At 74.1% G+C, this 20,490-nt stretch carries 19 protein-coding genes; 14 read left to right on the top strand and 5 right to left on the bottom strand.

Features of this window, described 5'->3' with window-relative positions:
• Window positions 1-14 precede the first annotated feature (14 nt).
• Both CHR28_RS36450 and CHR28_RS36445 read left to right on the top strand, forming a co-directional pair.
• Complete coding sequence (locus tag CHR28_RS36450; protein WP_094058014.1) at window positions 15-719, top strand: ScbR family autoregulator-binding transcription factor; 705 nt, start codon at window positions 15-17, stop codon at window positions 717-719.
• 133 nt (window positions 720-852) lie between these two features.
• The gene (locus CHR28_RS36445; protein WP_094058013.1) at window positions 853-2,259 is read left to right on the top strand and encodes a cytochrome P450 family protein; all 1,407 of its coding nucleotides are present in this window, start codon (window positions 853-855) and stop codon (window positions 2,257-2,259) included.
• Here the strand turns inward: CHR28_RS36445 and CHR28_RS36440 are convergent.
• Complete coding sequence (locus CHR28_RS36440) at window positions 2,204-3,136, bottom strand: NAD-dependent epimerase/dehydratase family protein (RefSeq protein WP_094058012.1); 933 nt, start codon at window positions 3,134-3,136, stop codon at window positions 2,204-2,206. The genes CHR28_RS36445 and CHR28_RS36440 overlap by 56 nt on opposite strands.
• Entirely contained in the window at window positions 3,133-4,131 is a 999-nt protein-coding gene (locus CHR28_RS36435) for a ScbA/BarX family gamma-butyrolactone biosynthesis protein (RefSeq protein ID WP_094058011.1), read from the bottom strand. Before CHR28_RS36435 ends, CHR28_RS36440 begins: the two co-directional genes overlap by 4 nt.
• Window positions 4,132-4,290: 159 nt before the next feature.
• Between CHR28_RS36435 and CHR28_RS36430 the strand changes: the two genes are divergently transcribed.
• From CHR28_RS36430 to CHR28_RS36415, 4 genes are all read left to right on the top strand, one after another.
• Window positions 4,291-5,079: a ScbR family autoregulator-binding transcription factor gene (locus CHR28_RS36430; RefSeq protein ID WP_256984604.1), complete on the top strand. Its 789-nt coding sequence runs from the start codon at window positions 4,291-4,293 to the stop codon at window positions 5,077-5,079.
• 222 nt (window positions 5,080-5,301) lie between these two features.
• On the top strand, window positions 5,302-6,729 hold the full coding sequence (locus CHR28_RS36425; RefSeq protein WP_179272693.1) for a DUF2252 domain-containing protein: 1,428 nt from the start codon (window positions 5,302-5,304) through the stop codon (window positions 6,727-6,729).
• Between the two features lie 228 nt (window positions 6,730-6,957).
• Window positions 6,958-7,812, top strand: a complete 855-nt coding sequence (locus CHR28_RS36420; RefSeq protein ID WP_179272692.1) for a hypothetical protein — start codon at window positions 6,958-6,960, stop codon at window positions 7,810-7,812.
• A gap of 47 nt (window positions 7,813-7,859) precedes the next feature.
• Window positions 7,860-8,207: a rhodanese-like domain-containing protein gene (locus CHR28_RS36415; protein ID WP_094058009.1), complete on the top strand. Its 348-nt coding sequence runs from the start codon at window positions 7,860-7,862 to the stop codon at window positions 8,205-8,207.
• Window positions 8,208-8,337: 130 nt separating this feature from the next.
• Here CHR28_RS36415 and CHR28_RS36410 read toward each other — a convergent pair whose 3' ends face one another.
• Entirely contained in the window at window positions 8,338-9,471 is a 1,134-nt protein-coding gene (locus tag CHR28_RS36410; protein ID WP_094058008.1) for an acyl-CoA dehydrogenase family protein, read from the bottom strand.
• A gap of 377 nt (window positions 9,472-9,848) precedes the next feature.
• On the opposite strand from CHR28_RS36410, the gene CHR28_RS36405 reads away from it, so the two are divergent.
• From CHR28_RS36405 to CHR28_RS36395, 3 genes are read left to right on the top strand one after another with little or no spacing between them, the layout of a single operon-like run.
• Window positions 9,849-10,841 carry a DUF5819 family protein gene (locus tag CHR28_RS36405; RefSeq protein ID WP_094058007.1) on the top strand — a complete coding sequence of 331 codons (993 nt, stop codon included), beginning with the start codon at window positions 9,849-9,851 and terminating at the stop codon, window positions 10,839-10,841.
• Window positions 10,838-12,070 carry an HTTM domain-containing protein gene (locus CHR28_RS36400; protein WP_094058006.1) on the top strand — a complete coding sequence of 411 codons (1,233 nt, stop codon included), beginning with the start codon at window positions 10,838-10,840 and terminating at the stop codon, window positions 12,068-12,070. The genes CHR28_RS36405 and CHR28_RS36400 overlap by 4 nt, the downstream gene beginning before the upstream one ends.
• The gene (locus CHR28_RS36395; protein WP_094058005.1) at window positions 12,067-12,816 is read left to right on the top strand and encodes a TrmH family RNA methyltransferase; all 750 of its coding nucleotides are present in this window, start codon (window positions 12,067-12,069) and stop codon (window positions 12,814-12,816) included. Before CHR28_RS36400 ends, CHR28_RS36395 begins: the two co-directional genes overlap by 4 nt.
• 68 nt (window positions 12,817-12,884) lie before the next feature.
• Here CHR28_RS36395 and paaN read toward each other — a convergent pair whose 3' ends face one another.
• Window positions 12,885-14,576, bottom strand: a complete 1,692-nt coding sequence (gene paaN, locus CHR28_RS36390) for a phenylacetic acid degradation protein PaaN (RefSeq protein ID WP_094058004.1) — start codon at window positions 14,574-14,576, stop codon at window positions 12,885-12,887.
• A gap of 160 nt (window positions 14,577-14,736) precedes the next feature.
• Here paaN and CHR28_RS36385 point away from each other — a divergent pair, with 160 nt between their 5' ends.
• Window positions 14,737-16,254: a 3-hydroxyacyl-CoA dehydrogenase gene (locus tag CHR28_RS36385; protein ID WP_094058003.1), complete on the top strand. Its 1,518-nt coding sequence runs from the start codon at window positions 14,737-14,739 to the stop codon at window positions 16,252-16,254.
• A complete protein-coding gene (locus CHR28_RS36380; RefSeq protein WP_094058002.1) occupies window positions 16,251-16,841 on the top strand; it encodes a TetR/AcrR family transcriptional regulator in 591 nt (196 codons plus the stop codon). Before CHR28_RS36385 ends, CHR28_RS36380 begins: the two co-directional genes overlap by 4 nt.
• A 93-nt stretch (window positions 16,842-16,934) precedes the next feature.
• On the opposite strand, the gene CHR28_RS36375 is transcribed toward CHR28_RS36380, so the two are convergent.
• A complete protein-coding gene (locus tag CHR28_RS36375) occupies window positions 16,935-17,420 on the bottom strand; it encodes an Lrp/AsnC family transcriptional regulator (RefSeq protein WP_094058001.1) in 486 nt (161 codons plus the stop codon).
• A 190-nt stretch (window positions 17,421-17,610) separates the two neighbouring features.
• On the opposite strand from CHR28_RS36375, the gene pdhA reads away from it, so the two are divergent.
• The 3 genes from pdhA to CHR28_RS36360 form a co-directional block, all read left to right on the top strand.
• Entirely contained in the window at window positions 17,611-18,756 is a 1,146-nt protein-coding gene (gene pdhA, locus CHR28_RS36370) for a pyruvate dehydrogenase (acetyl-transferring) E1 component subunit alpha (protein ID WP_094058000.1), read from the top strand.
• The gene (locus CHR28_RS36365; RefSeq protein WP_094057999.1) at window positions 18,753-19,757 is read left to right on the top strand and encodes an alpha-ketoacid dehydrogenase subunit beta; all 1,005 of its coding nucleotides are present in this window, start codon (window positions 18,753-18,755) and stop codon (window positions 19,755-19,757) included. Before pdhA ends, CHR28_RS36365 begins: the two co-directional genes overlap by 4 nt.
• A partial coding sequence (locus CHR28_RS36360; protein WP_179272691.1) for a biotin/lipoyl-containing protein occupies window positions 19,757-20,490 on the top strand: 734 nt, incomplete at its 3' end. The genes CHR28_RS36365 and CHR28_RS36360, both read left to right, overlap by 1 nt.

Here is a 20,490-nt window from a genome sequence, read left to right as displayed (position 1 = left end):
CAGGGGAGCCACGGGTGACCAAACAGGACCGGGCCGTGCGGACCCGTCGCGCGCTGATCCGTTCGGCGGCCGAGCAGTTCGAGGCCCGCGGGTACGACCGGGCCAGCCTGGCGGAGATCAGCGCGGGGGCCGGTGTCAGTTCCGGCGCGCTGCACTTCCACTTCGCCAACAAGGCCGCCGTGGCCGACGCCGTGGAGCAGGCGGCCGCCCGTGCCCTGCGCCGGGTGGCGCTGGCGGGCCGTACCGGTGACGGATGCGCCCTGCAGCGCCTCGTGGACGTCACCCACCGGGTCGCCCGGCTGCTCTGCGCCGACGTCGTCGTCCGGGCGGGGCTGCGGCTCAACGCCGAGGCGGCCGCCGGGCGGGCCCGTGACCTGCGCCGGGAGTGGCGGGCGTGCGTGCACGACCTGCTGGACGAGGCGGAGCGCGGGGGCGAACTGGCCGCCGGGGTGGCGCCGCCGCGCACCGGTGCCGTCGTCCTCGCCGCGACCACCGGCATCGAGGTGCTGGCCCGCGACGACCACGGCTGGCTCGCCCGGCCCTCGCTCACCGACCTGTGGCACCTGCTGCTGCCGTGCGTGGCCGCGCCGCACCTCGCGGCCGTCCTGGACCCGGCGGGGCGCGAGCCGGACCAGCGGGACCCGGAAGCGGACCAGCGGGCCCCGGAGGCCGACGCGGCACTGGAAGAGACGGCTCCGGTTCGGCTCGCTCTGCGCTAGCGGCGCCCCGATCGCACCCTCGCGGGCCGGCCGGGGCAGCGCCGGATGACCGGAACAAACCGGTTGCCAAGTATTTTCCGCGCCCGGATCGCACGATGGTCTCCCAGCCACGGGACCCGAGGAGCGACGACTCATGGCACAACCGGCCTGCCCCTTCCTGACCATCGACCCGTCCGGCCAGAACCTCTACGACGAGATATCCCGGATCCGTGACCGGGGCCCGGCCGTGGAGGTGGAACTCCCGGGCGGCGTACGGGCGTGGTGGATCAACGGCCTGGAGCTGAACAAACGGCTCCTGGCCGGGCCCGAGACCAGCAAGGACGCCTACCGGCACTGGCCGGCCTGGATCAACGGGGACGTCTCCCGCACCTGGCCGCTGGCCATCTGGGTCTCGGTGCGCAACATGGTCACCGCCTACGGCGACGATCACACCAGGCTGCGCAAACCGATGGCCGCCGCCTTCACCAAACGCCGCGTGGACGCGCTGCTGCCGCGCGTGCAGCAGATCGTCGACCGGGCCCTGGACGGCCTGGAGCGGCTGCCGGAGGGCGAAGTCGTCGACCTGCGCGCGAAGTTCGCGGCTCCGGTGCCGCACGAGGTGGTGTGCGAACTGTTCGGCGTACCGCCCGGCGAGGACGGTCCGCGCCGGGCCCTCTACCGCATCATCGGCCGCTTCTTCGACACGGCGATCTCCCTGGAGGACGCCCAGGCCAACGGGGTCGAGCTCTACGCCACGCTGGCCGCGTTCCTGGAGCACAAGCGGGCGCACCCGGCCGACGATCTGACGACGGCCCTGATCGCCGCCCGTGACGAAGGGAGCCTGAGCGAACAGGAGTTGATGGACAACCTGATCCTGCTGCTCACGGCGGGCTTCGAGACCACCGTGAATCTCATCGACAACACCGTGCACAGCCTGCTCGCCCACCCCGACCAGCTGGAGCTCGTCCGCTCCGGCCGGGCGACCTGGGAGGACGCCCTGGAGGAGTCGCTGCGGTACGAGGCACCGGGGGCCATGTCGGGCCTGCGCTACGCCGTGGAGGACATCGAGATCCAGCCGGGTCTGACCATCCCCCGGGGCGACGCCGTGGTCGTCTCCTTCGCCGGTGCCGGACGCGACCCGGAGCGGCACGGGCCCGACGCCGACCGGTTCGACGTCACGCGCGCGACCAGCCGCGACCATGTGTCCTTCGGGCACGGCGTGCACCACTGCCTGGGCCGGCCCCTGGCGATGGCCGAGGCGACGGTGGCGCTGACGTCCCTGTTCGAGCGGTTCCCGCGGCTGGCCCTGGCCGATCCGGGGCGCCCGCCGAAGCGGCTGCGCTCCATCATCTCCACCGGCCACGAGACGCTGCCGGTGCTGCTGCACGGCCGGGGTACCGGCCCGCGCCCCGAAGAGGCGGAGTCGGTCCGGGACGCGGGGGCGCGTCCCGGGGAGGCGGAGTCGGTGCGGGACGCGGGGGCGCGTCCCGGGGAGGCGGAGGAGGTCAGGAAGCCGGCCGGGCTGCGAGGAACGAGCGGTACCAGGGCGCCGCGCGCCTGAACCCGGCCGCGAACCCGTCCCCGGGCGAGCGGTCGAGGTCCTTCCAGAACGCGTCGTCGGCGAACCAGTGGTCGACCGTGAGCATGCCGAGGTGATGGAGGGCGAGCGGGGAACCGGCGGCCCGGTCCAGGGCGGTGGCCACGTCCACCGCCGCACCGCCGCCGGGCACCCCCAGTTCCTCGCGCACGGCCCCGAGCAGGTCGGAGAGGGGCACCGGCTCGGGGTGGCCGACGTAGTGCGCGCCGCCGCCGTGCGCCGGGGACAGCGCCGCGGCCACCACCGCGTGCCCCAGCGTGGTGACGTCGATCATCGACTGCAGCGCCGTGCAGCCGGTCACGGTCGCGCCCAGCTCGTCCAGCAGCCAGACCAGTCCGGGGACGACCCAGCGGTCGCCCTCGCCGTAGACCAGGTGCGGCCGCAGCACCAGGCCGCCCGCGTCGAGGACGTGCCGTTCGGCGGCGGCCCGGGTGCGGCTGGTGGCCGACGCGGGCGCGATCGGGACGTCCCCGGGGCGTACGCCGCGGAAGGGACCCCGGCCGTGGACGGCGGCCGTGCTCACGTACACGATCCGGCGCACTCCGGCGCGCACGGCCTCCTCGACCAGGGCCCGGGTGCCGTGGTCGTTGACGGCCGCGACGGTGGCGGCGTCACCGCCGATCCGCGAGGCGCAGTGCACCAGGACGTCGACGCCGGCGCAGACGCCGCGCAGGGAGGCCGGGTCGGACAGGTCGCCGTGGACGATGTCGTCCCCTGCGTCCCCGTGCGCGCTCTGCCGGGACAGCAGCCGCACGCGGGCGCCGGGGCGGAGGCGGGCCGAGGCCGCCACCCGGCTGCCGACGAAGCCGCTCGGGCCGGTGATCAGGAAGGTGGCGGTCACGACAGGGACCGTACCGGCCTGGGCCGTGCGGAGGTCAGGCGGGCGGAGAAGACGGACTCGCCGTCCTGCCGCCCGGACACCCGGACGGTCACCTCCCCGGGGCTCTCGTCGAGCACCTCGGTCTCCAGCCGGCAGGGGCTGTGCAGTTCGGCGTACCGGTCGAAGGTGACCGTCATCGCGCGCGGCAGGAAGGGGCGCAGGCCGGACGCGGCGGTCGCGGCCTGGCGGGCCGCCTCGAACAGGACCATCCCGGGCACGTGGTCGTTGGGCCGCGGGAAGAGGACGGGGTGGCCGGTGTCCACGCGCAGGTGCCAGACGCCGGGCCCGTCGCCGGGTGCGAGGACGACGTCCTCGGGGCGGTCGCGGCCGGTGAGCCCGGGCTCGATGCCGGGCAGCGCCGGCACGGGCTTGTCCATGGCGTCCAACCGGCCTGCCCGCAGGCGGCGGTAGGCGAGCGGCGAGGTGCAGCCGGTGCTGCCGGTGCCGCGGGCGACGAACCGGCCCGCGCGGCGGAACTCCATCGTGGTCCGCATACCGGCCAGGCCGCGGCCACGCCGGCGTATCTCGGAGCAGACGACGTCGACGACGACCGGCTCCGCGGCGTCCGCCAGCAGCAGCGCCCCGGGGTCGGTGAGGACCGTGAGGTCCCACATGACGAAGTGGGTGTCCGCGGGGGCCCCGAACTCGGCGTGCGCCAGCACCATCGAGGCCTGCCGCAACGTTTCGCCGACGATCATCGGGTCCTGGTGGATCGCGTCCACGGGGCCGAAGAAGGGGTGGGCGGCCGGCCAGTGCGCGGTGAAGCGGAAGCGGGTGTCGGAGATTCGGCTCCACCGGGTGGGGAAGACGTCGGTCTCCGTGGTGCGGTGGGCGAGTTCCTTCGTGACGGTCCGGTGTGGCGCGTTCTCGACGACCGACGCGGTCGCGTTTGCCGGGCGGGCCGCTCGTCCGGTCTGATCGTCCGTGAGTGCGCTCGAAGGTCCTGTACGCAGCATGGGAACCCCCGGTATCGGCTGCCTGGCTGGTGTCGACGTTTGACTAAGATACGGACGAGCCGGTTTTTTTCAAAGGGTGAGCCGAACCGCTGGGACAGGCTCTCGGGCCCTCGCCGCACAGCGAGTTGACAGGGATCGACACAGAGCAGGAGGCACCCGATGGCGCGACAGGAGCGCGCGATCCGCACCCGGCGGACCATCCTGGAGGCGGCGGCGGCCGTCTTCGACGAACGCGGCTACACCTCGGCGACCATCGGGGAGATCCTGGACCGCGCGGGCGTGACCAAGGGCGCGCTGTACTTCCACTTCGGCTCCAAGGAGGAGCTGGCGATCGGGGTGTTCGAGGAACAGCTCGCGATCACGCTCCCGCCGCAGGCCTGCAAGCTGCAGGAACTGGTCGACTCCGGGCTCGCGCTCGCCCGCCGGCTGCGGTCCGAGCCGCTGGTGCGCGCCAGTGTGGGGCTCGCCCTGGACCAGGGCGCCATGGACCTCGACCGCACACCGGCGTTCCAGATGTGGATCGACCAGAACGTGCAGCGGCTGGGCGAGGCGAAGGCCCAGGGCGAACTGCTGCCGCACGTCGACGTGGCGGATACGGCTGAGCTGCTGGTCGGCAGCTTCTCCGGAGTGCAGCTGCTGTCCCAGCTGCGCTGCCAGCGGCAGGACCTGGAGCGCCGCGTCGTGGTGATGTTCGAGCACTTCCTGCCGAGCATCGCCGTCCCCGCGGTGCTGGCCCGCCTCGACATCTCGGAGGACCGCGGGCAGCGGGTGCTGGCACAGGGACGGGTGGAGGACCGGGAGCCGGAGCGGGTTCCGGTGGAGCAGCGGGGGACGCGGCCGGTTGCGGTGCGGGAGCAGGTGGCCGGGTCGCAGGGGGTCGCCGCGGTGCGCGAGCAGGTGGCCGGGCAGGACGAGGCCCTGCCGGCGCGGGCGCCCTCGGGGGCGTAGGGCGGGTTCCTTTCGACAGTGGTCGGAGTGGCCCGGAGCGGTGCGGGGCGGTCCGGGGCGGTCCGGGGCGGTCCGGGGCGGTCCGGAGGGTGGCGCGGGGTCGTCCACAGCCGTTGTCGTCCACAGGCGCGGAGTTGTCCACAGGGTCTGACGCGTTTGCCGCCGCCGGTTGTACGGTCGGCACGAGTTGATGTTCGTGCGCGTACGGGGGAGGCGGTCGCGGTGACCGGAACAGCGGCTGGGAAGAACGGCGGGGACGGGACGGCACCCAGGCTGCCCCGGGTGCGCGGCTTCGCGGAGTGGCCCTCCGCGGGCTCGCCCAAGGACGAGGGCAAGGCCCTGCGCGAGCGGGTCCCGCGCGGCGCGCACGCCACGTTCGACCCGGATCCCTCCCGGCCCGACGCGGTGAGCGCGGTCGAGGAGTCGGGCCGCGGCCGGCTCCCCGAGCTCACGCCCCTCAGGGTGGGCCGCATGACCGCCTCCCCGTTCACGTTCCTGCGCGGCGCGGCCGGTCTGATGGCATACGACCTGGCGCGCACGCCCATGACCCGGATCGGCGCCCAGATCTGCGGCGACGCCCACGCGGCCAACTTCGGCCTGTACGGCGACGCGCGCGGCGGCCTGGTCATCGATCTGAACGACTTCGACGAGACGGTGCACGGCCCCTGGGAATGGGACCTCAAGCGCCTGGCGACCTCCCTGGTGCTGGCCGGCCGGGAGGCGGGCGCGGACGAGGACACCTGCTGCAAGGCGGCCCACGACGCGGCGGGCGCCTACCGCCGCACGATGCGGCTGCTGGCGAAGCTCCCGGTCCTGGACGCGTGGAACGCCATCGCGGACGAGGAGCTCGTCTCCCACACCGACGCGCACGACCTGCTCGGCACGCTGGAGCGGGTCTCGGAGAAGGCCCGCCTCAACACCAGCGGGCGCTTCGCGGCCAAGTCGACCGAGGCCACGGAGGACGGCGGACGCCGCTTCGTCGACGCCCCGCCGGTGCTGCGCCGCGTCCCGGACGAGGAGGCCGCGGCGGTGGCGGCGTCCCTGGAGGAGTACGTCGGCACCCTGCCGGAGGACCGCCTGCCCCTGCTCGCCCGCTACGCGGTGCACGACGTGGCGTTCCGCGTCGTCGGCACCGGCAGCGTCGGCACCCGGTCCTACGTGGTGCTGCTCCTGGACCACCGCGGGGAGCCGCTGGTACTGCAGGTGAAGGAGGCGCGGGTGTCGGCGCTGGTGCCGCATCTGGTGACGGCCGGCTTCGCGCCGCCCGAGGCCGGACACGAGGGCCGCCGGGTCGTGCTGGGCCAGAAGCGCATGCAGGTCGTCAGCGACAATCTGCTCGGCTGGACGACGGTCGACGGGCGCCCCTTCCAGGTCCGCCAGTTCCGCAACCGCAAGGGCAGCGTCGACCCGGCCGCCCTGGCCGCCGACCAGCTGGACGACTACGGCCGTATGACCGGCGCCCTCCTGGCCCGGGCCCACGCCCACAGCGCCGACCCGCGGCTGATCGCCGGGTACTGCGGCAAGAACGACGAGCTGGACGAGGCGATGGCGGCCTTCGCGGTGGCCTACGCCGACCGCACGGAGGCGGACCACGCGGATCTGGTGGCGGCGGTGCGCGCGGGGAAGGTCGCGGCGGAGACGGGCGTGTGACGCGCGGCGGGCGGGCGGCGGAGACGGTTGGGTGACGCGCGGCGGGCGGGCGGCGGAGACGGTTGTGTGATGCGCGGCGGGCGGGCGGCGGAGACGGTTGTGTGATGCGCGGCGGGCGGGCGGCGGAGACGGTTGTGTGATGCGCGGCGGGCGGGCGGCGGAGACGGGCGTGTGACGCGCGGCGGGCGGGGGCGTGGGCCCGGTCCGGCCGTGGCCTAGGCTGGTCGGGTGACGACCCCGGAAGCTGAGCAGGGTGGTGGCGGCGCCGGTGAGGAACCGGTGACGCCCGAGGACGAGGCGGCGCGCCCCGAGGCCCGGCTGGAGCGGGCCGTACGGGCCGCCGAGCAGGCGCTGATCGAGTACGAGATCGCGGTGGAGACCTTCCGCGTCGAGGTCGAGAACTTCTCCCGGCTCCACGAACAGAAGCTCGGTCCCCTCTACGCCCGGCTGGAGGAGCTGGACGCCCGGATCCTCCAGGCCAGGGCCGAGCGCAGCGGCGACCCCGAGGACCAGCGCCGGGCGGACGAGGCCCGTGCCCGCCTCGCGCCGATCCCCGGCGTGGAGGAACTGCTGCACGGCTGGATGGACGACAGCGGCCTCTTCCCGGAGGCCGTGGCCATGCTCACGAACCAGGCGGTCCGGCCCCCGCAGCGCGTCCGCCCCAGCGAGGAGGCCCGCAAGCTCTACCGCGAGCTGGCCCGCAAGGCCCACCCGGACCTGGCGCAGGAGGAGCCGGAGCGCGAGCGGCGCGAGGAGTTCATCACCCGCGTCAACGCCGCCTACGCCCGCGGCGACGAGGCGGAGCTGCGCGAGCTCGCCGAGGAGTGGGCCAAGGGGCCCGAGCTGAAGCGGGGCCCGAGCCGGGCCGAGGAGCTGTACGCCCGCCTCGAATGGCTCGACCGGCGCAAGGAGATGCTCGCCCTGCTCGCCCGGGAGCTGGAGGACAGCGCCATAGGCCACATGCTCCAGCTGGCCCCGGACGACCCCGACCGCCTCCTGGACGAGATCGGGCAGCAGCTGCGGACGCAGGTCGGCGAGCGCGAGGCGGAGCTGGCCGCGCTGCTCGGCGACGGCACGGGCTGACCGGCGCCCCGGCCGCCCCGGGGGTGGGTTCGGGTAGCGTCGGACGCATGAGTTTTGGAGCTGGTGTACCCACCGTCGCGGTCGCGGACCTCAAGGACGGCGACTTCCTGCTGGACGTCCGCGAGGACGACGAGTGGAAGGCGGGGCACGCCGAAGGGGCGCTGCACATCCCCATCAGCGAGTTCGTCGCCCGGTACGGCGAGCTGACCGAGGCCGCCCCGCAGGACGGCCGGGTGCATGTGATCTGCCGGTCCGGCGGACGCAGCGCCCAGGTCACGATGTACCTGGCCCAGCAGGGCGTCGACGCCGTGAACGTCGACGGCGGCATGCAGGTGTGGGAGGCGGCGGGGCGCCCCGTCGTGACGGACGACGGACAGCCCGGGTTCGTCCTCTAGGGCCACGCCGGGCCACACAGGGCCACACACGGCCACGCCGGGCCACACCACGGACCACAAGGCCCACCAGGGCCCCAGGCAGGGTTCGCGTCCGCGCGCAGGGTGCGGTGACGGAATCCCGCGCCGCGGGTCAGGCCGGCGGGTGCGCCGCCAGGAGGTCGCCCAGGGCCTCCTCGTGCGCGGCCGCCGGGCCGAGCGACAGTTCCAGGTACTTGGCCCAGGCGTGATAGCGGTGCAGCGGGTAGTCGACGTCGGCGCCGAACCCGCCGTGCAGATGCTGTGCCGTCTGCACGACCCGGCGCACGCCCTCCGCCGCCCAGATCTTCGCGACGGCCACGTCACCGGTGACGGGCAGCGCGCCCGGCGCCCCCGAGGCGATCCGCCACGCGGCCTGCCACAGCGTGGCCTCCATCGCGCGCAGGTCGATGTAGCGGTCGGCCGCCTGGACGGCGACGGCCTGGAAGGTCGCGATGGGGTGCCCGAACTGCTCCCGTTCGCCCGCGTAGTCCGCGGTCATCCGCAGCACCCGTTCCCCGAGCCCGAGCGCCAGCGCGCACGTCCCGGTGGCCAGCAGGTCCCGCAGCCACTCCCACGCGCCCTCGGCGTCGATCACCTCCCCGGCGGCGAGCCGCGCCGACTCCAGCCGCAGCTCGCCGAGCCGCTCGCCGCTGGTGGAGAACTGCTCGGCAAGGACGACGCCCTCGTGTCCGCGGGGGACGACGGCCAGTACGGTCCGGCCGGTCCCGGTGTGCGCGGGGACCAGCGTGACGTCCGCGTCATGGGCCCACGGCACCGCCGTCTGCACGCCGTCCAGCACCCACGTCCCGCCGTCCCGCCGGGCGGTCACGGCCTGCTCGGCCGGGTCGTGGCCGGTGCGGCCGTGCGCGGCGACGGTGAGCACGGTCTCGCCCCGGGCGGCGCCGGGCAGCAGGGCGGATGCCATCTCGGCGGTGCCGTACGCCTGCACGGCGGCCGCGGCCGCGCTGCTCTCCAGCAGCGGCACACGGGCCAGCACCCGGGCCGACTCCCGCAGCACGAGGCAGAGCGCGACGGCGTCCAGGCCCGCCCCGCCGTGGCGTTCGTCGAGCAGCAGGCTCAGCAGGTCCGCGCCGGCGAGCCGGGCCCACAGCTCGCGGTCGTACGTCTCGGCGACGGCGCCCGGGGTGAGGGCCGGGCTGGGCACGGCGTCGGGGGCGACCGGGGCGAACACGCCTTTCGCCGCCTCGGCCGCCGCCTGCTGCTCCTCGGAGAAGGTGAAGTCCACGGTGCCTGTCCTTCCGGCGATCCCGTTGAGCTGACGGGGCGTCAAGATAGAACAGGTTCTAGAAGAAGGGAATGGGTGTACGGGCGGGCGCCGTAGGGTGTCACTCCTCGGGACGACCGGCCGGGGCGGCCTGTGGATAACCTGCGGGGGTCCCCTGTGGACCAGGGGGATCGGGGCCCCGACGCGGCCGGGGCCCGTACGGTCGGCCTGCGCGGTGTGGCGACGGCCACGGCCCGGACCGGTCGGCAGGGGCTGTGCCGGGGTGGGTGGCCTGAGTACCGTGCCGGTGCCGGGATCGCGCAGCGGTGCGCGGGCGGTGCGACGCCCTCGCGGCCGGGCGGACGGAACGACGGACCGGGATCGTGGAACGGGGCGGAATGGACGCGTACGACGAGGGCTCGACCGCCCGGAAGGGCCCCCGCGCACCGGCCCACCCGGCCGAGCCACCCCACCCGACCCCATCGCCCGAGCCGACCCCATCGCCCGAGCCGACCCCATCGCCCGAGCCGACCCCATCGCCCGAGCTTGCAGCGCCGCCCGAGCCAGGCCCGCCGCCCGAACCGGCCCCGCCGTCTCACCCGGCCCCACCGCCCGAGCCGGGGCTGTCGCCTCGTCCGGTCCCGCCGCCTGCGGGGCCCGGGAGGCCCGAGCCAGGCCTGCCGCCCGCCGGGTCCGGGGCGCCTCCGGTGTTCCCGCCGTCCGGTGAGACCGGTGCCGGGATCGCCATGCTGTCCCTGCGGTACCGGGTCGTCGTCGCGCTGGCCCTCGCGGTCGTCGCGGTCGGGGTCTGTGTGCACCTCGGGATGACGTTCCTGCACGTGGCCCCGGCGAACACCGTCAGCAGGCAGCACGGCGAGGCCGTGGACGAGTGGATCTATCCGGAGTTCGAGCAGAACTGGAAGCTGTTCGCCCCCAACCCGCTGCAGCAGAACATCTCCGTGCAGGTCCGCGCGTCGGTGCGCGGGACGGACGGCATGACGGTGACCAGCGGCTGGTACGACCTGTCCGCCGAGGACGGCCGGGCGATCGACGGCAACCTGCTGCCCAGCCACACCCAGCAGAACGAGCTGCGCCGCGCCTGGGACTTCTTCGTCGCCACCCACGACAGCCAGAACCGCCCGGTGGGTCTGCGCGGGGCGCTCTCCGAGGCGTATCTGCGCCGGATCGCGGTGCTGCGCCTGGACCGCAACGACGCGGTACGGGCGACGACCGGCGGCGGCGGTGTCCTGGAGGGGGTGCAGGTGCGCTCGCGCACCACCAACGTGCCCCCGCCCGAGTGGAGCCGGGAGAAGGTCTCCACGACACCGTCCTACCGTGAGCTGCCGTGGTGGAAGGTGCCCCGCGACGAGGCCCTGGGAGGCGTGCGGTGAACCGCTTCTCGCTGGCGCTCTCGCGCGGCATCGCCCGGGTCACCGAGTCCGCCCTCGGCCCTTACCAGACCGCCGTGATCCGCATCGGCTTCAGCGCCACCTGGCTGCTGTTCCTGCTCCGCGAGTTCCCCCACCGCCAGGAGCTCTACGGCCCCGACGGCCCGTGGAGCCGGGACCTCGCCGAGCAGCTGATCGGCACGAACGGCGCCTTCACCGCCCTGATGTGGTTCGACGGCCGCGTCTGGTTCGAGACCGTCTACGCGCTGGCCGTCCTCGCCGGCGTCCTGCTGCTGCTGGGCTGGCGCACGCGCACCATGTCGGTGCTGTTCATGGTCGGTGTGCTGTCGCTGCAGAACCGCAGCGTCTTCATGGGCGACGGCGGCGACAACGTGCTGCACCTGATGTCGATCTACCTGGTGTTCACCCGCTGCGCCCAGGTCTGGTCGCTGGACGCCCGCCGGGCCCCCCGGGCCCGGGCGGCCCGGATACGCGGGGAGCGGGTCACCGACCGGACGGGACCGGCGCTGTGGGGCGTGCTCGGCTGCGCGCTGCTCACCGTCACCCTGGTCGGCCGGATGCAGGGCGACTGGCTGATCCCGGCCCTGCTGTGGACCGTGTGGGCGGCCCAGGCCCTGTGGTGGCTGGCCGGCCGCCGGGCCGGCTCGGGCGAGCCGCGGATCGTGCTCGACGTCGTCGCCAACGTCGTGCACAACGGCGCCCTGCTCGTGATCATGGCCGAGGCGTGCCTGATCTACGCGACGGCGGGCTGGTACAAGATCCAGGGCTCCCGCTGGCAGGACGGCACCGCCGTCTACTACCCGCTCCACCTGGAGTCCTTCTCCCCCTGGCCGGCCCTCGCCGACCTGCTGTCCGCCAGCGGCACGCTCGTCATGCTCGTGACCTACGGGACGGTCCTCGTCCAGGTCGCCTTCCCGTTCACGCTGTTCAACCGGCGGGTGAAGAACGTCCTGCTGGCCGTCATGATCACCGAGCACGCCGCGATCGCCGTCGTCCTCGGGCTGCCGTTCTTCTCGCTCGCGATGATCGCGGCGGACGCGGTGTTCCTGCCCACGTCGTTCCTGCGCCGTCTGGGCGCCGGGACGGCCCGCGTGCGAAACCGGGTCCTGTGCCGCCGGGCCGAGCGGGTGCGGATGCCCGGGCAGCGCGGCCCCGGGAGCCCTGGGAGCCCTGGGAGCCCCGAGGCCACGCACGTAGGCTTCGGGGCATGACCGACCCCGTCGCCGACTGGCACCGGCTCGCCGCCACCACCGTCCTGCTCGACGGCTTCCACGCCCTCAAGCACGCGCTGCGGTTCGGCGCCGAGGTGCCGGTGGCGGTCACCGCCGACCGGACGGCCGCGCTCGCCCTGGCGGACGAGCTGGCCCCGGACGTGCGGGACGTGCTCGCCGCGCTGCTGACGGAGGTCCCGCACGGGACGTACTCCTCGCTCGTGCCGCGCCCGCACCCCACGGCGGTGGCCGCCCTGGCGGTGCGGCCCTCGCGCGAGTCCCAGCTGGCGCGGCTGGCCCGGATGCCCCGCGCCACTCCGGTGGTGGTCCTCGACAACCCCCGCAACCTGGGCAACACGGGAGCGGTGATCCGCCTGGCCGGGGGCTTCGGCGCGACCGGCGTGGTGACGACGGGCACGGTCGACCCCTGGCACCCGACGGTCGTGCGCGGCGGCGCGGGCCTGCACTTCGCGACGGCGGTGGAGCGGCTGGAGGTGTCCGGCCTGCCGTCCGGCCCGCTGTTCGCCCTCGACCCGGAGGGCGACGACATCCGGGGCGTCAAGCTCCCGGAGGACGCCGTCCTCGCGTTCGGCTCCGAGCGCACCGGCCTGTCGCCCGAGCTGCGCGCGCGGGCGGACCATCTGCTGTCCCTGCCGATGCGCCCGCAGGTCAGCAGCTACAACCTGGCGACCAGCGTGGCGATGACCCTGTACCACTGGAGCGCGGGTTCCGGAGCACCCCTGTAGGGGCGCGGGGAACTGCGCGAGCGACCACGAACGACCGGCACTCGCGCACGCACCGCACCGCCGGGCTCCTAGGCCTCCCTGCGCACCTCGACCACGCGGAAGCGGTTCGCAACGAACGCACCGTCACACAGCGCCGCGCTGGCCGCGGGGTTCCCGCCGGACCCGTGGAAGTCGGAGAACGCGGCCGTCTGGTTCACGTACACCCCGCCGGTCAGGTTCAGCGAGAGCTGCGCCGCCTCCTCCAGGCACGCCTCCCGCACCGACTCCTCGACCTCCGGGTCGGTCGTGTACGCCCCGACGGTCATCGCGCCCTTCTCGCGCACGGTCCGCCGCAGCAGCTCCACCGCGTCCGCGGCCGAGTCGACGGCCACGGCGAAGGACACCGGCCCGAAGCACTCGCTCATGTACGCGGCCTCCGCGTCCGGCTTGGCCCCGTCCAGCTTCACGATGACCGGCGAGCGCACGACCGCCCCCGGGAAGTCCGGGTTGGTGATCTCCCGGGAGGCCAGGGCGACCTCGCCCAGCCCGGCCGCTGCCTCCAGGCGGGCCTTCACGTCCGGGTTGACGATCGCGCCCAGCAGGGCGTTGGCCCGGGCGTCGTCGCCCAGCAGCCCGTCGACCGCCCGGGCGAGGTCCGCGGCGACCTCGTCGTAGGACTTGGGGCCCTGGTCCGTGGCGATGCCCTCGCGCGGGATCAGCAGGTTCTGCGGGGTCGTGCACATCTGGCCGCTGTACAGGGACAGCGAGAACGCCAGGTTGGAGAGCATGCCCTTGTAGTCGGACGTGGAGTGCACGACGACCGTGTTGACGCCGGCCTTCTCCGTGTAGACCTGCGCCTGGCGGGCGTTGGCCTCCAGCCAGTCGCCGAACTCCGTCGAGCCCGTGTAGTCGATGATCCGGATCTCGGGACGCAGCGCGAGCGTCTTGGCGATGCCCTCGCCGGGGCGCTCGGCGGCCAGCGCCACCAGGTTCGGGTCGAAGCCCGTCTCGGCGAGCACCTCGCGCGCGACCTGCACGGTGAGCGCGAGCGGCAGCACCGCGCGCGGGTGGGGCTTGACCAGGACCGCGTTGCCGGTGGCGAGGGAGGCGAACAGGCCCGGGTAGCCGTTCCACGTCGGGAAGGTGTTGCAGCCGATCATCAGGGCGATGCCGCGCGGGACCGGCGTGAACTGCTTGGTCATCGCCAGCGGGTCGCGCTTGCCCTGGGGCTTGGTCCACTCGGCGTTGTCGGGCGTGCGCACCTGCTCGACATAGGCGTAGGCCACCGCTTCCAGACCGCGGTCCTGCGCGTGCGGCCCGCCCGCCTGGAACGCCATCATGAACGCCTGGCCCGACGTGTGCATGACCGCGTGCGCGAACTCGTGCGTCCGGTCGCTGATGCGCTTGAGGATCTCCAGGCAGACCACCGCGCGCTGCTCGGCTCCGGCGTCCCGCCACGCCCGCTGCCCGGCCTTCATGGCGGGCAGCAGCACGTCGAGGTCCGCGTGCGGGTACGTCACGCCCAGGTCGATGCCGTACGGGGACGTCTCGCCGCCCACCCAGTCGTCCGTCCCGGGTTGGCCCAGGTCGAGACGGCTGCCGAGCAGGGCGTCGAAGGCGGCCTTGCCCGCCGCCGCGTCCAGGCTGCCGTTCTCCCCGTAGGCCTTGGGGTGCTCGGGGTGCGGGGACCAGTACGCGCGCGTGCGGATCGCTTCCAGCGCCTGGTCGAGGGTGGACCGGTGCCGGGCGATCAGCTCGTGCGCCGAGAGTGCGGCGGTCATGGGTGACCAACTCCTCGTCTCAAGAACTCCTCGTCGAGTTCATGACCTGGGCAGAAACCTGGGCAGGAACACTCGGACAGAGCTAGAGTAACCGAACGATCGGTCGGTTCAAGGGGGTCCGCCGCATCTGTGGAAAACCCCGTGCGGGAGGATCGCGCACATGACAGCACTCGACCTCAGCAGCCCCGTGGCCGTCGTCGGCACCGGCACCATGGGCCAGGGAATCGCCCAGGTCGCGCTGGTCGCGGGCCACCCCGTACGGCTGTACGACGCCCTCCCCGGGCGGGCGGGGCAGGCGGCCGACGCGATCGGGGCCCGCCTGGACCGGCTCGTCGAGAAGGAGCGGCTCACGGCCGCCGACCGGGACGCAGCCCGGGCCCGCCTGCTGCCCGCCGAGACCCTCGCCGAGCTCGCCGACTGCGCCCTGGTCGTCGAGGCGGTCCTGGAGCGGCTGGACGTCAAGCAGGAGCTGTTCCGCGCGCTGGAGGAGATCGTCGACGACGACTGCCTGCTCGCCACCAACACCTCGTCGCTGTCCGTCACGGCGATCGGCGGCGCCCTGCGCGTCCCCGGGCGGTTCGTCGGCCTGCACTTCTTCAACCCCGCCCCGCTGCTGCCGCTCGTCGAGGTCGTCTCCGGCTTCGCCACCGACGTCACGTACGCCACGCGCGCGTACGAGACCGCCCGCGCCTGGGGCAAGACGCCGGTCGCCTGCGCGGACACCCCCGGCTTCATCGTCAACCGCATCGCCCGGCCCTTCTACGCCGAGGCCTTCGCGGTGTACGAGGCGCAGGGCGCCGACCCGGCCACCATCGACGCCGTGCTGCGCGAGTCCGGCGGCTTCCGGATGGGCGCGTTCGAGCTGACCGACCTGATCGGCCAGGACGTCAACGAGTCCGTCACCCGGTCGGTCTGGGAGTCCTTCTTCCAGGACGTGCGCTTCACCCCGTCCCTCGCCCAGCGCCGCCTGGTCGAGTCCGGCCGGCTGGGCCGCAAGACGGGGCAGGGCTGGTACGACCACGGCGACGGCGCCGAGCGCCCCGAGCCGGACACGGCGGAGCAGCGGCAGCCGCCCGCGTACGTCGTCGCCGAGGGCGACCTCGGCCCGGCCTGTGACCTGCTCCCGATGATCCGTGAGGCCGGCGTCCAGGTCCGCGAGGAGGACGAGGACAACGGCACCCGGCTGGTGCTGCCGAGCGGCGGCCAGCTGGCCCTCGCCGACGGGCAGACCTCGGTGGAGTTCCGGGACGTCGTCTACTTCGACCTGGCCCTCGACTACCGCAAGGCGACCCGGATCGCCCTGTCCGCCTCCCAGGACACCGCACCGCAGACCCTCGCCGAGGCGATCGGCCTCTTCCAGGCGCTCGGCAAGAAGGTCACCGTCATCGGCGACGTGCCCGGCATGATCGTCGCCCGCACGGTCGCGCGGATCATCGACCTCGCGCACGACGCGGTCGCCAAGGGCGTCGCCACCGAGGAGGACATCGACACCGCGATGCGCCTGGGTGTCAACTACCCTCTGGGTCCCTTCGAGTGGAGCCGCAGGCTCGGCCGCTCCTGGGCCTACGCGCTCCTGGACGACCTGCACCTGCGCGACCCCTCGGGGCGCTACGCGCCGTCCCTCGCGCTGTACCGCCACGCCCACGCCTCCGACCCGCGGGAGGGCAACACCTCATGACCACCGCCAGGCGCGACACCTACACCCCGGACACGCTGCTGTCCGTCGCGGTCCGGGTGTTCAACGAGCGCGGCTACGACGGCACCTCCATGGAGCACCTGTCCAAGGCGGCCGGCATCTCCAAGTCCTCGATCTACCACCACGTCACCGGCAAGGAGGAACTGCTGCGCCGGGCCGTGAGCCGGGCCCTGGACGGCCTCTTCGGCATCCTCGACGAGGAGCACGCGCGCGTGGGGCGCGCCGCCGAGCGCCTGGAGTACGTCGTGCGGCGCATGGTCGAGGTCCTCATAGCCGAACTGCCCTACGTGACGCTGCTGCTGCGCGTGCGCGGCAACACCGGCACCGAGCGGTGGGCCCTGGAGCGGCGCCGCGACTTCGACCACCGGGTCGCCGACCTGCTCAAGGCGGCGGCGGCCGACGGGGACGTGCGCGGCGACGTGGAGGTGCGGCTGGTGACCCGGCTGGTCTTCGGGATGATCAACTCGATCGTCGAGTGGTACCGCCCGGACGGGCGCGGGATGAACGAGCGCGAGGTCGCCGACGCGGTGGTGCAGCTGGCCTTCGGCGGCCTGCGCAGGAGCGGCTGAGCCGCTCGGAGCGGCTGTAGCGCGCGAAGCGGCCGGGCTCCGCGGGAGCGGCCGGGCTGCTCCAGTGGCCGGGCTCCGCGGGAGTGGTCCGGGTCAGCTCTGCGGCTCCAGGTCCTCCTCCTCGAAGACCAGCAGCGTGCGCGTGCTGAGCACCTCCGGGATCGCCTGGAGCCGGGTCAGCACCAGCTCGCGCAGCGACCGGTTGTCCGACACGTGCACCAGCAGCAGCACGTCGAAGTCCCCGCCCACCAGGGCGATGTGGGAGGCGCCGGGCAGCTGTCTGAGCTGCTCGCGCACCGTGCGCCAGGAGTTCTGCACGATCTTCAGCGTGATGTACGCGGACGTGCCCTGCCCCGCCCGCTCGTGGTCGACGCGGGCACCGAAACCGCGGATGACGCCGTCCTCGACGAGCCGGTTGATCCGGGCGTAGGCGTTGGCGCGCGAGACGTGGACCCGTTCGGCGACCGACCGTATCGAGGCGCGTCCGTCCGCCTGGAGCATGCGCAGGATGTCCTGGTCGATGGCGTCCAGCGGCCGCGCCGGCGGCAGCGCGCCACTGTCGTCCGCACTCTCGGCCATTTGTTCAGATGCCACCCGCGCCACCCTCCCTGCCATGGACGTACTGCGTCCATCTCAGGCTGTGGAGAACCGTTTGTCCACAGCCTGAGGCCAGCCATAGCCAAATGGTGCCGACGACCGAACAATCGGTAGGTGAGGCGGGTCACAGCCGACGCGCCTCTTCGAGCCGCTCCCACGAGGAGGTGCCGTCATGACGGTCATGGAGCAGCGGGGCGCGTACCAGCCCACCCCGCCGCCCGCATGGCAGCCCCGGACGGATCCCGCGCCGCTGCTGCCCGACGCCGAGCCGTACCGCGTCCTCGGCACCGAGGCGGCCGCGAAGGCCGACCCGGAGCTGCTGCGGACGCTGTACGCCCAGCTGGTCCGCGGCCGCCGGTACAACGCGCAGGCCACCGCCCTCACCAAGCAGGGCCGCCTCGCCGTCTACCCCTCCACCACCGGCCAGGAGGCCTGCGAGGTCGCCGCCGCGATGGTGCTCCAGGAGCGCGACTGGCTCTTCCCGAGCTACCGCGACACCCTCGCCGTGGTCGCCCGCGGCGTGGAGCCGGCCCAGGCGCTGACGCTGCTGCGCGGCGACTGGCACACCGGCTACGACCCGTACGAGCACCGGGTCGCCCCCCTGTCCACCCCGCTCGCCACGCAGCTGCCGCACGCCGTGGGCCTCGCGCACGCCGCCCGCCTCAAGGGCGACGACGTGGTCGCGCTGGCCATGGTCGGCGACGGCGGCACCAGCGAGGGCGACTTCCACGAGGCGCTGAACTTCGCGGCCGTCTGGCAGGCCCCGGTCGTCTTCCTCGTGCAGAACAACGGCTTCGCGATCTCCGTCCCGCTCGCCAAGCAGACCGCGGCCCCGTCGCTGGCCCACAAGGCCGTCGGCTACGGCATGCCCGGCCGCCTGGTCGACGGCAACGACGCCGCGGCGGTCCACGAGGTCCTCTCCGACGCCGTGCGCCACGCCCGCGCGGGCGGCGGCCCCACCCTCGTCGAGGCGATCACCTACCGCGTCGACGCCCACACCAACGCCGACGACGCGACCCGCTACCGCGGCGACGCCGAGGTCGAGGCCTGGCGCGAGCACGACCCGATCGTGCTGCTGGAGCGCGAGCTGACCGCGCGCGGCCTGCTCGACGAGGCCGGCATCGAGGCCGCCCGCCAGGACGCCGAGACCATGGCCGCCGCCCTGCGCGAGCAGATGAACCAGGACCCGGTCCTGGACCCGATGGACCTGTTCGCCCACGTCTACGCCGAGCCCACGCCCCAGCTGCGCGAGCAGCGGGAGCAGCTGCGGGCCGAGCTGGAGGCCGAGGCCGAGCCGGAGGAGGGCACGCACCGATGACCACCGTCGCCGTCAAGCCGGCCACCATGGCCCAGGCCCTCACCCGCGCGCTGCGCGACGCGATGGCCGCCGACCCCGCCGTGCACGTCATGGGCGAGGACGTCGGCACCCTGGGCGGCGTCTTCCGCGTCACCGACGGACTCGCCAAGGAGTTCGGCGAGGACCGCTGCACGGACACCCCGCTGGCCGAGGCGGGCATCCTCGGCACGGCCGTCGGCATGGCCATGTACGGGCTGCGCCCGGTCGTGGAGATGCAGTTCGACGCGTTCGCCTACCCGGCGTTCGAGCAGCTGATCTCGCACGTCTCCCGGATGCGCAACCGCACCCGCGGCGCGATGCCCCTGCCGATCACCATCCGCGTCCCCTACGGCGGCGGCATCGGCGGCGTCGAGCACCACAGCGACTCCTCCGAGGCGTACTACATGGCGACTCCGGGGCTCCATGTCGTCACGCCCGCGACGGTCGCCGACGCCTACGGACTGCTGCGCGCGTCCATCGCCTCCGACGACCCGGTCGTCTTCCTGGAGCCCAAGCGGCTGTACTGGTCGAAGGACTCCTGGAACCCCGAGGAGCCCGCGCCCGTTGAACCGATCGGCCGCGCGGTGGTGCGGCGCTCCGGCCGGAGCGCCACGCTCATCACGTACGGGCCGTCCGTACCCGTCTGCATGGAGGCGGCCGAGGCGGCCCGGGCCGAGGGCTGGGACCTCGAAGTCGTCGACCTGCGCTCCCTGGTGCCGTTCGACGACGAGACGGTGTGCGCCTCGGTGCGGCGGACGGGACGCGCGGTCGTGGTCCACGAGTCGGGCTCCTTCGGGGGCCCGGGCGGGGAGATCGCGGCCCGGGTGACGGAGCGCTGCTTCCACCACCTGGAGGCGCCGGTGCTGCGTGTGGCCGGCTTCGACGTGCCGTACCCGCCGCCGATGCTGGAGCGCCACCACCTGCCCGGTGTGGACCGGATCCTGGACGCCGTGGGGCGCCTGCAGTGGGAGGCCGAGAGCTGATGGCACAGGTGCTGGAGTTCAAGCTGCCCGACCTCGGTGAGGGGCTCACCGAGGCGGAGATCGTGCGCTGGCTGGTCGAGGTCGGCGACGTCGTCGCCATCGACCAGCCGGTCGTCGAGGTCGAGACGGCCAAGGCGATGGTCGAGGTGCCCTGCCCCTACGGCGGCGTGGTCACGGCCCGCTTCGGCGAGGAGGGCCAGGAGCTGCCCGTCGGGGCGCCGCTGATCACGGTGGCGGTGGGGGAGCGGTCGCCGTCCGGCGGCGGCGCGGACCCCGGCGCCGGAAGCCCGCCCCGCGCGGGTGGCGAGAGCTCGGGGAACGTCCTGGTGGGATACGGCACGTCCGAGGCCCCCGCGCGGCGCCGCAGGGTGCGGCCCGGACGGCCGGTGACGAGTGCCTCCGCGGCGGCCGGGCAGACCCCGGGTGGCGGGACCGGAGCGGCCGCGACCGCTCGTGCCGACGGGGGCGTGCCGGCTGCGGCCGGTGGTCCCTCCGCCCCGGTGAACGGGCACACGGGCGGTGTGGCCGTCGACGACGGTCCCGTCCCGGTGATCTCGCCCCTGGTGCGCCGGCTGGCCCGGGAGAACGGCCTCGACCTGCGCGAGCTGACGGGCTCCGGCCCGGACGGGCTGATCCTGCGGGCGGACGTGGAGTACGCGCTGCGCGCGGCGGGCCGCGCCGGCACGGCGGCCCCGGCGGCGCAGCCGCACGCGCCCGTGCCGCAGCCGGCGGG

The organism is Streptomyces sp. XY006, assembly GCF_002237655.1.
GTDB classification, from domain to species: domain Bacteria; phylum Actinomycetota; class Actinomycetes; order Streptomycetales; family Streptomycetaceae; genus Streptomyces; species Streptomyces levis.
The sequence above is the reverse complement of the archived record's forward strand: the minus strand, read 5'-3'. Positions and strand labels throughout refer to the sequence as shown.

Coding starts and splice junctions, on each gene's coding strand:
- CHR28_RS36445 (WP_094058013.1), top strand. CDS start 853: ATGGCACAACCGGCCTGCCCCTTCCTGACCATCGACCCGTCCGGCCAG.
- CHR28_RS36435 (WP_094058011.1), bottom strand. CDS start 4,131: ATGCTGCGTACAGGACCTTCGAGCGCACTCACGGACGATCAGACCGGA.
- CHR28_RS36430 (WP_256984604.1), top strand. CDS start 4,291: ATGGCGCGACAGGAGCGCGCGATCCGCACCCGGCGGACCATCCTGGAG.
- CHR28_RS36415 (WP_094058009.1), top strand. CDS start 7,860: ATGAGTTTTGGAGCTGGTGTACCCACCGTCGCGGTCGCGGACCTCAAG.
- CHR28_RS36405 (WP_094058007.1), top strand. CDS start 9,849: ATGGACGCGTACGACGAGGGCTCGACCGCCCGGAAGGGCCCCCGCGCA.
- CHR28_RS36395 (WP_094058005.1), top strand. CDS start 12,067: ATGACCGACCCCGTCGCCGACTGGCACCGGCTCGCCGCCACCACCGTC.
- paaN (WP_094058004.1), bottom strand. CDS start 14,576: ATGACCGCCGCACTCTCGGCGCACGAGCTGATCGCCCGGCACCGGTCC.
- CHR28_RS36385 (WP_094058003.1), top strand. CDS start 14,737: ATGACAGCACTCGACCTCAGCAGCCCCGTGGCCGTCGTCGGCACCGGC.
- CHR28_RS36380 (WP_094058002.1), top strand. CDS start 16,251: ATGACCACCGCCAGGCGCGACACCTACACCCCGGACACGCTGCTGTCC.
- CHR28_RS36375 (WP_094058001.1), bottom strand. CDS start 17,420: ATGGCCGAGAGTGCGGACGACAGTGGCGCGCTGCCGCCGGCGCGGCCG.
- pdhA (WP_094058000.1), top strand. CDS start 17,611: ATGACGGTCATGGAGCAGCGGGGCGCGTACCAGCCCACCCCGCCGCCC.
- CHR28_RS36365 (WP_094057999.1), top strand. CDS start 18,753: ATGACCACCGTCGCCGTCAAGCCGGCCACCATGGCCCAGGCCCTCACC.